The sequence below is a fragment of the Collimonas arenae genome (assembly GCF_000786695.1).
Lineage (GTDB): Bacteria > Pseudomonadota > Gammaproteobacteria > Burkholderiales > Burkholderiaceae_D > Collimonas > Collimonas arenae_A.
The window spans coordinates 982,795-995,797 of sequence record NZ_CP009962.1 but is presented as its reverse complement, the minus strand read 5'-3'; the positions used below and the strand labels follow the sequence as shown (position 1 = coordinate 995,797).

Below are 13,003 nucleotides of genomic sequence, written 5' to 3'. Positions count from 1 at the left end.
GCAGCTCAATTCGCAACTCAGGCACGGCCAGACTCCGCGGTCAGCATATACGGGGAAATACCCAGCAGATTAACGGCTGCGGCGAAGCGCTCGGCAATCGGCAAATCAAAAATGATCGCAGGATCTGCAGCCACCGTCAGCCAGCCGTTATGCACAATTTCACTTTCCAGCTGGCCGGCGCTCCAGCCCGAACAGCCTAGACTGACCAAGATGCGCTGCGGGCCGCTGCCTTGCGCCACTTCTTCCAGCACATCCTTGGAAGTCGTCATGGCGACGTGTTCCGTCACTTTCAAGGTTGACGAATAGCTCTTGCCCGGAGTGTGCAGCACAAAACCGCGCTCAACCTGCACCGGGCCGCCAAACATCACCGGCCGCTCGCCGATCGAATCTTCAAACCCCAATTCCGGACTTATTTCCAGTGTCAGGTCGATACGGTCAAACAACAACTGCATTGTCATATCGGTAGGTTTATTGATCACCACACCGAGTGCACCGTTAGCATTATGCTCACACAAATACACCACGGTACCGCCAAAAACCGGATCCAGCATGGAAGGCATTGCAATGAGGAAATGATTTGTCAGATTCAAGGAAGGAGAATCCGGGTCGCCGGACGCCTTCGCGGCGCTCTTGCGCGCGGGAGAATCATCCTGAGTTGTATCTAGCTTAGCCATGGGCCGCATTTTATCAGTTTTAAATAGGCTAAAGCCGCTTTGAATAGTGTTCCTTCTCGGGTAAAGTCGCTCGCAAGCCCGCCTCGGCATTAGCTCATGGCAGTCCATCCTTTTACGCAAAACATCTCCTATGTCGCAATTCGACACATCCCTGGTCTGGTTCCGGCGCGATTTGCGCGTGTTCGATCACGCCGCTTTGCATCATGCATTAAAGAGCAGCAAGGCCGTCTTCTGCGTGTTCGTCTTTGATACGGAAATCCTGCAACCGTTGCTTGATGCAGGCTTGAGCGCAGACCGGCGCGTTGAATTCATCCACGCCAGCATCGTCGAACTCGACCTGGAGTTACGCAAATTCGGAGGTGGCCTGATCGTCCGTCATGGCGTCGCCGCCGATATTATTCCTGCGCTGGTGCAACAGCTTGGCGCAACGGCGGTGTTCAGCAACCACGATTACGAACCGCAAGCACGCCAGCGCGATGACAGCGTGGCAAACAAACTGGCCGCAGCTGGTTGCGCCTGGCGCAGTTTCAAGGACCAGGTGATTTTTGAGTGCGACGAAATCCTGACCTTGGCCAGCCGACCGTTTTCAGTATTTACGCCCTACAAGAACGCCTGGATGAGAAGGCTGGCTGCAGCAGATGGCCCGTTCTTCCTGAAGCCCTATCCGATCGAGAAATATGCAGAAAATCTGGCGCCGCCAATATCTGCAACGGACGATAATATCCCTAGCCTGAGACAGCTCGGTTTTGAGAAAACCAATTTACGCACCTTGAAAATCACACCCGGCATGCGTGGCGCGGCCAGCTTGCTAGAGGATTTTTTGCTGCGCATCGGACAGTATGAGGAAGCCCGCAATTTCCCGGCGATTAAGGGGCCGTCATATCTGTCGATACACCTGCGCTTCGGTACGATATCAATTCGCACCCTTGCACGTACCGCATATCAAATGCTGCACCAAGGAACAGCCGCCAGCGGCGCTGCGACATGGCTGTCGGAATTGATATGGCGTGATTTTTACTTCATGATTCTGTATCACCATCCACATGTGGCGCAACACGCTTTCAAGCCGGACTACGACGCTATCCAGTGGGAAAGCGGCGCCCATGCGCAACTGCTTTTCCAAGCATGGTGCGATGGCCGCACCGGTTATCCGCTGGTAGACGCTGCCATGCTGCAACTCAACCAGAGCGGCTATATGCACAACCGCTTGCGTATGGTAGCCGCTTCATTCCTGATCAAGGATCTGGGCATCGACTGGCGCTGGGGTGAACGCTATTTTGCTGCGCATTTGAATGATTTCGACCTGGCTGCAAATAACGGCGGCTGGCAATGGGCAGCATCGTCGGGTTGCGATGCGCAACCCTATTTCCGCATCTTTAATCCGATCACACAGTCGGAAAAATTCGATGAGGATGGGAAATTCATTCGCCGCTATCTGCCGCAACTTGCTGCTCTCGGCAACAAGCACATCCACGCGCCATGGCTAGCGCCAGCGCAGGATTTGCAGAATGCGGGGATCAGACTGGGAGAAAATTATCCGCTGCCGTTAGTACAACATGACGACGCGCGGAAATTGACCTTGCAACGTTACGCGGTGGTCAAGAAGATAGCTGGAGAATGAGGAAGAATTGTGGGGCGGATGGAAACGTTCTTTCCTATCCGCCCACACAATTTTATTGCAGGGTGCTTGCTTCTTTATTGATGAACGACTTGATCGTGCTGATCAATTCATCTTCCTGATACGGCTTACCCAGATACTCGTTGACGCCCAATTCCATCGCATAGGTACGATGCTTGGAAGCCGTGCGCGAGGTAATCATGATGATCGGAATATGGCGGGTCCGTTCATCGTTGCGGATATTGCGGCTCAAATCGAAGCCGTCCATGCGTGGCATTTCGATATCCACCAGCATGACGTCCGGGGTGATCGCCTGCAACTGTTCAAGCGCATCGACGCCGTCTTTCGCCAACACCACCTGATAACCTTCACGCGACAGCAAACGTTGTGTAACCCGGCGCACGGTCAGCGAATCGTCGACCACCATCACGACGCTCTGGCTGCGCAAACCTTGCACCGCCTGCGCCACCGGCGGCGAAACCGACTCCACGCTGGTGCTCATTTCCGCTACGGCGCCCATTACATCGTGGGTAGCCAGATGCGACTGGCGCGGTGCGCGCTGCTCATGCGCCGAACGTTGCAATTGCAGTTGCATCAGCGGTACCGGATTGAGGATCAACACGATATCCCCCGAACCCAGCACCGTAGCGCCGGCAATCCCGATCATCCGCGACAACTGCGGACCGATATTCTTGACCACGACTTCTCGGTTACCAACGATTTCATCGACATGCAATGCCACGCGGTCATTGCCGCTGCGCAGGATGATGATCGGCGAATACTGCTGCGCCACCGGCGCCATTTCCGCATCGCCCAGCAAGGTCGACAGATATTGCAAAGGCACTTTGTGCCCTTGCCACATCAGCATGCCATCGTTATAGGCGGCGGCCAAGGCCTTTGCCTTCAATTGCTGCACCTGTTCCACCAGCGCCGACGGTACGGCATAGGTATGACCACCGGTCGTCAACAGCACCACTTGCGTAACAGCAAGAGTCAACGGCAGGTGAATCGTGAAATGGGTACCGTGGCCAGGATCGCTGGTGACCGCAACGCGACCACCCAGGGATGCTGCTTCCGAACGCACCACGTCCATGCCGACGCCACGTCCAGCCAGCTCTGTGACATCAGCTGCGGTAGAAAACCCGGGGCGGAAAATCAAGTCGGTGGTTTCGAGATCAGACAATTGCTGGTCGTTTTCCAGCAAGCCGACAGTACGCGCCTTGTCGCGGATCCGTTGCAGGTTCAAGCCCTGGCCGTCATCCGACATCTGGATCAGAATTTCATTACCGTCCTGACGGATTTCAATTTTCAGTTCACCGGTTTCGTTCTTGCCGGCAGCGCGCCGTGCTTCCCGTGATTCAATCCCGTGCACGATCGCATTTCGCAACAAATGCTCGAATGGCGCAATCATTTTTTCAAGCACGCTACGATCGATTTCCACATGGCTGCCGCGGATATCCAGGTTGACGCGCTTATCCAGTTCTTTCGCAACCTGCCGCGTCAGACGGTACAGACGCTCACCGATACTGGCAAACTGCACCATCCGCACATGCATCAGATCCTGTTGCAAATCGCGGGTCAGGCGGCGTTGCGTCAGCAAGTCGACGTTGGCGCCCTCGACTGTGTTGGTCAAGTTCTTCTGCAGCGAGGCGACGTCGTTGACGCTCTCGGCCATCATCCGCGTCAATTCCTGCAAGCGGGTAAAGCGGTCGAATTCGAGCGGATCGAATTCGCGTTCACCGGCCAGCGTCATGCGCGAACTGATTTGGGCTTCCGCCTGGATTTCAATTTCACGCAACTGTCCGCGCAAACGGTCAACGTTTTCCGTCAACTCAGACAGGGACAGTTGCAAGGTACCGATACCGGACTCAAGCCGTGAGCGGGTGATCGAAACTTCACCAGCCTGGTTCACCAGGCGGTCGAGAATTTCGGCGTTGACACGCACCTGCGATACCAGGCCGCTGCCTTTTGCCGTAGCGCTGGCAAGCGCCGGTGCCACCACGCCAGCCGCCAGAGATGGCATCACGCTAGGCAAGTTGACCGGCGCAGGTACATCCGTCGCCACTTCAACCGCAACCGGTGCAACAGGAGCAACTGGCGCAGCCGGTTGTGCAGATTGCGGATGGCGCAGGTTGTCAAACATCTGCACACCGCGATCGTAGTGCGCCAACAATTCATCGACAGTCTGGCGCGACGAAGTACCCGATTGCAGGATCACCTCGATGTGGCTTTCCATCTCATGCATATGCTGGCCAAGCACCATCGCGCCAGCCATGCGAGCACTGCCCTTGATAGTGTGCAGATGACGCAGGATTGCTTGCGGCACAGGATGTGCGCTATTGGTCCCTACCGGATTTTCCTGCCAGCTGCGCAAAGCGCTGCCGATTTGCGGCAGCATGTCGCTACCCTCTTCCAGGAACACCGGCAACAAGTCGGTATCCAGTTCGTCGCGTACGATCAACGCGGGATCGATATCTTCTTCTTTCGGCGCATCGAACAAATGCGGTGCTTCAGCCGCTGCTACAGGCTGATGCGGCGGCGCGGCAATCGAAATCGGCAGCACATGTAATGCATCATTCCAGGCGCTTGCAGGTTCGGCTACTGCCGCAAGCGGCTCGACCGGACTTACCACTGGTTGCGACGCGGGTTCGGCAACGATCGGTGCAATGACAGTCGCAGTGGCAGGCGCAATGACGGGCGCAACAATTTCTTGCGGCGTTTCCAATGTTTCTTCGGTATCCGCCAGGTCCGGCAACGCTTCCGCTTCGTGCGCACGCAAATCTTGCCGCTGCCACAAGCTATCCAGGCTACTCACCAGCGCCGGTTCGTAATACGGCATATCGCCTTGCGTGAACTGTTGCAACATCCATTTGACGCGTTCAACGCTCAGCTGCAAGGTGTCGTAATCCGGACCGTGCAAGCTGCCTGGTTGCAGCGCCATGCGTTGCAAGGCCATTTCCAACGCGTGCGCGACTTCTTGCAACGGTTTGAAACCGACGGTAGCCGAACTACCTGCCAGCGAATGGGCCGCGTGCACCGACTGCGTCATGACCGGACGCTCTGGCTCGTGACGCCATTCGGCAAAATCATGCGCCAAATGGCGCACCAGCTGGTCGGTCTCGGCCAGATAAATGTTGTACAGCGGGAGACTGATGGTCAGGTCGCCAATTTGCTTGGTGCTATCGTCGTGACGGATTTCCTGCATGCCGGGAAAAGCGATGACCTCTGCGCTGACAGGCACTGCTTGCGGTTCGGGAACAGCAACCGGCGTCGCTGGCGTTATTTCTGCAACCGACTGCAATTCAGGTTCAATTTCCGGCGTCGACTCTGCTGCACTGAATGCATGCGGAACATGATCAGCATGTGCAATCGCATCTGCATGCTCCGTGTGCGGCACGCCGAACAAAGCCAGGTCGTCGTCGCTTAGCTGAATTTCCTCTGCCTGCTCCGGCAGTTCAAGCAGGTCGCTGAATTCCGCCGCTGCGCCTGCCGTATCGACCACCGCCGGCGTTGCAGCGGCAGGGTCTGCAAAGGCACCGCCTTCGCGCACGGTTTCGGCAATTTCAGTCAATGCATGAGGAGTCTGTTCCGAGTGCCCGTGCAACTGGATTTCCTTGACCCAACCATCCAGCTGCTTCACTGCGTAATCCAGCAAGGCGCTCAAATCGGCGCTTACCGGACGTGATTCCGACAGCCACAGATTCAGCACCTGCTCAATGCCCCAGGCGGCTTCGCCGAAAGCATTCAAACCGATCATGCGGCCACTGCCCTTGAGCGTATGGAACGCACGACGCAATACCGTCAGCGGCTCTTGTTTATGCGGTGCATCATGTAATTGCAGAAGCGCTTGTCTGGCGGTAGTCAGAACCTCTTCCGCTTCGGACAAAAAAATCTCACGCAGTTCGGCGTCGGCCTCCTCGTCTGTCACGGTGGCGACAGCCGCCAAGGGCGCTGCGGCTTGCGCCGCATGGTATGGCACGGCGGGTACGATGGTGGTGACGATATCCGCCAGCGATTGCTGCGATGCCGAGAAATCCGGATGGTCGAGAATATCGATCGCCGCCTGAGCCCGGTCAGTCGCTTCAGGATTGTCGCTCAAGGCCGCATCAACCCGCATCTGCACCAGGGATTCTTTCAGTCTTTCCTGCAGCTCCGGATCGTGCGGCTGCGCAGTCAGCGACAACGCCAGCTCGGCCGATTGCTGCTGATGCTGCAACAACTCATCTTCCACCGTCGCCAGCTCAGGCAAAGTTGGCAGGCTGTCGCTGGCTGGCGCCGCTACGTGTGATACAGGAAGGTCGCTGACCACCGACAGCACAACCGGATCGGGTTGCGGGGCTGCAACCAGGGCACGCCGTTCCAGCAGGTTAATGCGGAATACGCCAGCCTCTTCGTCGAACGTGAAATGATTGTTTTGCGTATCCGACTGATGCTGCAAGGTCTCGATGAAAAAGCTCAGAGCGCCGATGTTTTGGGCAATCCGTTCGAACTCCTTTTGTTCCGGCGCGGCCTCAACACCTTCAACACCTTCAACACCTTCAACACCTTCAGCACCTTCGGCAGCAAAGCGTTGCAGCGTATTGCGGGTATGCTCAACCACGCGGATGGCGTCGCTCTGGTCCTGGATCGCCAGCGCACCCTGGATCTGGTACAGCACTTGTCCGATCTGGGTCAGCACTTCACGGCGATCCGGGTCTTTAAAGAATTCGTCCAGCATCTTTTCGACCTGGCGCAAACTAGATAACATTTCCGAAGCCAGCATCTTGACCGTCTGGCGCTGTTGCGCTTCGCGATAGATATCGTCGATCCATTGCGCAGGCTTGCCCAAGGTCTCGCCTGACACCACGGCCAGCAGGCGTGCAGTCATCGCATCGGCGCGTTCAGAGAAATTTTGCGGCAAACGGCTGATATGGTTCAGCGTATTCTCGATAAACAGCAAGCTGGTGGCGATTTCCATGCAGATCGCATCGCCCGGCCGCGAATGTGCAGCGTGGCGCGCGATGCCGTTCAATTCACGCAACAGCTTCGACAAGGATGGCGCGTTGAGCTGACTGCCAGCTTCGCTGAGGCCATGCATTTCTTTCTCAAACGCTGCAGCCGGAGCGGCATCGCCGCTGGCCAGCCGGTCCCACATGTTCTTGGCTTGTCCCAGGCGTTCTTTGGCTGTACCCAAGGCATCCAGGCTGATCTGGCCGTAATGACGCGTGCTGTAATCGGTCGGCACCAGGCCGTTGAGGCGATATGCAGTGCGGATCTGGGCCGTCAGCTTGGAAGTTTGTTCAATCCCCGCGATAAAAAACAGGGCATCGCGCAACAGTCGCTCCGAAATACTGGATGATCCCTGGCTCAAGCGGCGCAGTTGCAGATTGATACGGGCGAACAGCTGCTTGACATATAACTCATTGGATATCTGTGCAGTAGCCACACCTTCCGAAAAGCCGTGCATGACCCACCAGAATGCGCGCGCCTGCTGATTACGCTGGGTCTGCTCGACTTCACTCACCACCATTTGCATGGTGCCGGCGTTTTCCAGCTCAACGGTCTTGTCGGCGCTTTTCAGGAAAGGCAGCAGCGCCCGTTCAAAGCGCTTGCGCAATGACAGATAGAAATCGGTATCGACGGCTGCGGCCTGCTCTGCCGCAGGGAAATGCGGACGGATTGTCAGGTCTGGGAAAAACAGGTCTGCCGGATGAATTCTCTCGGCGCCGCGAATTTCCAGCAGCGCTTGATAATAAGGAAACAGACGTACCGGTTGATGACTGCCACCGGCCAATATTTCGTCCAGATATTCGATCAACGCCTGATAGGCGTTGTTGATCGTTTGCACATGCTGCTCAGTCAGCTCTGCCTGGCCCGACTCTGCGCGCTCAAGCAAATCTTCGACAGTTTCGGTAATGATGATGACGCCGTCGATATCGACCATCTGCAACGCGCCGTGCGCTTGGTGCAGATATGTTTTGGCAAGACGGATGGCGGTCGAATGGTCGTCGCTGGCGTGCTGCTTGTCGTGAATTTTCGACAAGGCTGCACCGGATTGATTCAGGGCCTCGCGAATTTCGCTCATCACCCATGACAATGGTCCGGTATCAAGATGCGTCCGCGTAGAATCTTGCATATGCGCAGCGGAACTGGAAAAATCGGTGGTCATGACTACCTCATGGATTCAGGACGTGGTCAAGCGTATAGACCACGATGCATATCGGCCAACGCATCACCCTAGCTTGCAACAACGCGCAAACCCGGACAAGCCTTGGCCGACAACCGCACTCGCTGGCCCGATAAAAGGACAGCGAGTGCGGAACTACACATTAATTGGTCACGCGGAAGCGCGATACCGAACTCTTCAAATCTTCTGCCAGTTTCGACAATTCGCGAATCGACAACGCCGTCTGGCGCGTACCTTCCCGCGTTTTTTCCGTCACGGAGAGAATGTTCTGAATGTTGGTAGCCACGCCGTTGGCCGAATTGGCCTGCTGCTCTGTAGTGGAGGAAATACTTTGAATCAGTTCCGCCAGTCGGTTCGAAACGCGCCGGATATCCGACAACGCCGCACCGGCCGCATCTGACAGCTTGGCACCCTCGACCACCCCTTGCGTCGAACGCTCCATCGCTACGACCGCATCATGGGTGTCGGTCTGAATGGTACGCACCAGCGCACCAATCTGCTTGGTCGCCGCGCCGGAACGTTCCGCCAGGCGCTGAACTTCTTCCGCAACCACCGAGAAGCCCCGGCCCGCTTCACCCGCCGACGCCGCCTGGATCGCCGCATTCAGCGCCAGCACGTTGGTTTGTTCGGTAATGTCGGAAATCAGTTCGGTGATTTCACCAATTTCCTGTGACGATTCACCCAGCCGTTTGATGCGCTTGGAGGTTTCCTGGATGTGTTCGCGAATTTCGTTCATGCCTGAAATCGCGTTTTCCACCGCCTTGGAACCCTCTTCCGCCGCACTAACCGACTGCCGCGCCACTTCGGCTGATTCACTAGCCGATTTGGAAACGTCGGTAATCTGGGTCGCCATGTCGAGAACCGCTTGCGTGGTTTCCTGAATATCGCGCGACTGTCTTTGCGACGCCGCCAACAGTTCGATCGAAATGCTTTGCGCCTGGTCCGACGCCACGGTAACTTGCTGCGCCGTTGCGGTAACCCGTCCGACCAGTCCGCGCAATTCTTCCACGGTGTAGTTAACCGAGTCAGCGATCGCACCGGTAATGTCTTCCGACACCGTCGCCTGCACCGTCAAGTCACCATCCGCCACTTCTTGCAGTTCGTTCATCAGACGCAAAATCGCGGCTTGGTTCTGGTCGTTGGCGTTACTTGCATCTTCTTCCTGCTTGATCGCCTGCAGACGCTGTTCTTCCGCTTCCATCCGGCGTACGTCAGCTTCGTGGGTACGGTGACGACCGTCCTGCACCTGAACCCAGGCAATGGCGGCAGCCGCCAGCAGCGTTGCCAAGGCCGACACCAGCATCAGCCAGAACCAGATACTTTGCGTGTCCTGCGCGGTACGGTAGGTATCTTGCAAGGCGCTCAGGCGTTGCTTCAGATTTTCGTTCTCGGTAAAAATCAGCTGTTCGGATTGTTTGGCGGAGACGAAGTTCTGCATGTTGCCCAGAATCGATGCGACGGATTCCTGGTATTCGGCAAAACTCTTTTCCAGTTCAGTCAGTTTGCTGCGTTCTTCTTCGCTCTTGCTTGCCGGCAGGCGCAATACATCGCTGCCGTTCAGGAAGCCGCTGACGATATCGCGGAAGGTATTGGTATCTTTACCCAGCAAGAACGCCGTTTCCGGGTTCACACCTTCCGAGGTCAGGAATTCATTGGCGGAACGGCCGAGACGCTGAGTCAACATGACCAGCTGCGACGATGCCGCGATTTCACGTGGCGTGGCGCCGGTCTGGGTCTTCAGGGTCGCAATCTGTTCCGACAAATCGAGCAGGTTAGGAGAAATACCATTCAGTTTTTGCAGCGTCACACCGAAGCTGGTCAATTCCTTTTGCAGCTTGAGGATGGTATCCGCGGCCTTGTCGGTATTCGACCAAACCTTGTTGACGTCGGTCAGCTTGGAATCCATGGTGGCGCTAGGAGCGCCGATATCGTGCCCCTTGTAATCGCCACCCTTGAGCAAGATGCCCAGATCCTGGTTGAATTCCTTGCGGCTGTCTGCCAACTGCTTGAACGCTTCAGGATTACCCTGAATCGCATTCGGCGTCGCCTTACCGATACGCTGCGAGTGCATCAGCGCGTCGCCGGCGATCTGGGTCTGGGTCGAGCTCATCGCCGAACTCTTGGCGCTCAGCCACAAGAACAGGATGGTCAACAGCAAACCTGCGCCGAGTACGATCAGCAACAGGCGAATCTGCTTTTGTTGCGGCAATTTGCCGATAAATGGCAACGGGCGGGCATCCGGGCTGGCGAGTTCGGCAGCAGCTGTGCTGGTGAAAGCGGCAGCGGTTTGTGGAGCCGCTTCTTGCGGAGTAGGCACAAATGCCGGGGCAGACGATGCAGCGGGGGCGGGAGCCGAAGCCGGCGCAACATGCGGCGCAACGAACGGCGCCGCGATTGGCGTCGGCGGCGGCTCAGGAATAAATCGTTCTTCCATGACAGTCTGTTCAGGATCGTGCATCAGCGCGTCCTGCATGAAACGATCGCCAGCTTCGCCCTGCTCTTCCTTGGCCGCCTTGGATAAAGACGGTAGTTTGAATGCCATTACAGAATCTCCTAATTGCTCGATGAAATCACCATGTACACGGCGGGATCACCGTGTGGCCGGCAAAAATCGCCGTGTGCCAATTCGCTGCCACCGAGTGCCATCGCTATTGCAACAGCACCTGGAACTCATAAACCTACTTGTAAAAAACGAGGGTCCTGCAAGATTTGGGCCATGCTCAGCTCGCTCCAGATCTGGGAATCGCTGTCGATATAGCGCTTTGGAGCTGCCTGATCCAATGAATCCGGGGCTTGCAAGGTCATTTGGGCGACATTGCGCAAACCCAGAACACGCGAAACCAGCAAGCCGCTGTTGAACGAAAACGTCGGCGCAAACGCGACAATCCGACATTCCTTGTCAATTTGCGTCAAAGCCTGTCCCTGGTAACGCGCAAAATCGATCACGCTGATCAGCGTTCCGCGCACATTGCTCAGGCCCAGATACCAATCGTGGGTGAGCGGCACCCGTGAAATCTGCTCGACAGCGACAATTTCGCCGGCTTCTTGCAGGTTCAACAACCACCGGCTCTGTCCGATCAATAAACCAAGCTGGCTTTCCTGTGCTTCGCTGCCGCTGCGCGCAGCCTGCATCCGCTCCAGCAAGTGCGACTGGAACTCGCGCAGCCGATTGCGGCGCGAATCCGCGTCGAGCGCTACTTTGCCGGCCTTGTCAATTGGCTGCAACGGCGACGATGGCGGCAATTCCGCCGTCAGAGGCGAGGTTGATTGGGTCATTTTGATTGGATGCCGATGTAGCGTAGTCAAACGTGAAATTCAAATTTCAAATTCAGCACTCGATTAACCAAGCGCTGCGATTTTAGCCAGCAGTTCCTTTGGATCGATAGGCTTCACCAGGTAATCGCGCGCGCCTTGGCGCAAGCCCCAGATACGGTCGGTCTCCAGGCCCTTGCTGCTGCAGATGATGATAGGAATGTCTTTGGTGTCGTCATCGCGCGTAATCGAGCGCGTCACCTGAAAGCCATTCTGGCCAGGCATCACTACATCCATCAGGATCAATTGCGGCTTGTCAGCCTTGATCTTGTCGAGGATGCCTTCACCATTTTCGGAAGTCGACACGGAATAACCGGCCTTCGCCAGGATATCGGTCAAGAAATAACGCTCGGTTGGCGAGTCGTCGACGATAAGAATTTTTTGTATGGCCATTTTCAACCTTTAATGCTTCAGTTACGTCAAATTATGTAGTTCAGCGAGATGTCGCCAGTTTCAGAAAATTTACAATCAACCAGCATTTACGCCGTTACCGCTACGACGCTTTGGACAGCACCGTCCGCAGCCTGGGTATGCTGGCGCACCGCCTTCAGCAGACTGTCTTTGGTGAACGGTTTGGTGAGATATTCGTCGGAGCCGACCATAGCGCCGCGCGCACGATCAAACAGGCCGTCCTTGGACGACAGCATGACCACCGGCGTAGCATGGAATTTAGCGCTCTTTTTAATCAGAGCACAGGTTTGATAGCCATCCAGACGAGGCATCAGGATGTCGCAAAAAATCAACGCGGGCTTGTGATCATTGACTTTCGCCAATGCATCGAAGCCATCTTCGGCAAGTACCACCTGATAGCCGGCCTGGCTAAGGAAAATCTCCGCAGAACGACGAATCGTGCTGCTATCGTCAATCACCATTACCTTCAGGTTGACGCCGCCAAGTGATGTTGTCATGAAATCGTCTCATTCAATCCAAATAAATCTACGGCGTCACTGTAACAAAGAAAGGCATGCCTTAGGACAATGTTTTATATAGGGTAGACGATAAAGTTCAATTTATTTTGTAACTTGGGGCGATAAATTATTGTTCCTGCAATAAAAAAATGCCGGAACTGGATTAAATGGCAACCATTTCGAAATCTTCCTTGCGTGCGCCGCACTCAGGGCAAGTCCAGTTCATCGGCACGTCGTCCCACAATGTGCCCGGGGCGATGCCTTCTTCCGGCAAACCGGCCTCTTCATCATAGACCCAGCCGCAAATCAGGCACATCCAGGTTTT

8 protein-coding genes are annotated in these 13,003 nt (G+C 55.9%); 1 reads left to right on the top strand and 7 read right to left on the bottom strand.

Going from position 1 to position 13,003, the window contains the following annotated elements; genetic code table 11:
- Positions 1 to 17 precede the first annotated feature (17 nt).
- The gene (locus tag LT85_RS04445) at positions 18 to 683 is read right to left on the bottom strand and encodes a YqgE/AlgH family protein (protein ID WP_081992027.1); all 666 of its coding nucleotides are present in this window, start codon (positions 681 to 683) and stop codon (positions 18 to 20) included.
- 121 nt (positions 684 to 804) lie between these two features.
- On the opposite strand from LT85_RS04445, the gene LT85_RS04440 reads away from it, so the two are divergent.
- Positions 805 to 2,295 carry a cryptochrome/photolyase family protein gene (locus LT85_RS04440; RefSeq protein WP_038485778.1) on the top strand — a complete coding sequence of 497 codons (1,491 nt, stop codon included), beginning with the start codon at positions 805 to 807 and terminating at the stop codon, positions 2,293 to 2,295.
- A gap of 52 nt (positions 2,296 to 2,347) precedes the next feature.
- Here the strand turns inward: LT85_RS04440 and LT85_RS04435 are convergent, their stop codons facing one another.
- The 6 genes from LT85_RS04435 to LT85_RS04410 all read right to left on the bottom strand — a co-directional run bounded on the left by LT85_RS04435 (position 2,348) and on the right by LT85_RS04410 (position 12,994).
- Positions 2,348 to 8,440 (bottom strand): Hpt domain-containing protein, encoded by a 6,093-nt coding sequence (locus LT85_RS04435; RefSeq protein ID WP_038485775.1) that lies wholly within the window; start codon positions 8,438 to 8,440, stop codon positions 2,348 to 2,350.
- A gap of 160 nt (positions 8,441 to 8,600) precedes the next feature.
- Positions 8,601 to 11,000, bottom strand: coding sequence for a methyl-accepting chemotaxis protein (locus LT85_RS04430; protein WP_038485772.1), 2,400 nt, complete (start codon positions 10,998 to 11,000; stop codon positions 8,601 to 8,603).
- Between the two features lie 128 nt (positions 11,001 to 11,128).
- Positions 11,129 to 11,734, bottom strand: a complete 606-nt coding sequence (locus LT85_RS04425; protein WP_038485769.1) for a chemotaxis protein CheW — start codon at positions 11,732 to 11,734, stop codon at positions 11,129 to 11,131.
- A 63-nt stretch (positions 11,735 to 11,797) separates the two neighbouring features.
- The gene (locus tag LT85_RS04420) at positions 11,798 to 12,163 is read right to left on the bottom strand and encodes a response regulator (RefSeq protein ID WP_038485766.1); all 366 of its coding nucleotides are present in this window, start codon (positions 12,161 to 12,163) and stop codon (positions 11,798 to 11,800) included.
- 86 nt (positions 12,164 to 12,249) lie between these two features.
- A complete protein-coding gene (locus LT85_RS04415) occupies positions 12,250 to 12,678 on the bottom strand; it encodes a response regulator (RefSeq protein ID WP_038485763.1) in 429 nt (142 codons plus the stop codon).
- 163 nt (positions 12,679 to 12,841) lie between these two features.
- On the bottom strand, positions 12,842 to 12,994 hold the full coding sequence (locus LT85_RS04410) for a rubredoxin (protein ID WP_038495022.1): 153 nt from the start codon (positions 12,992 to 12,994) through the stop codon (positions 12,842 to 12,844).
- Positions 12,995 to 13,003 lie beyond the last annotated feature (9 nt).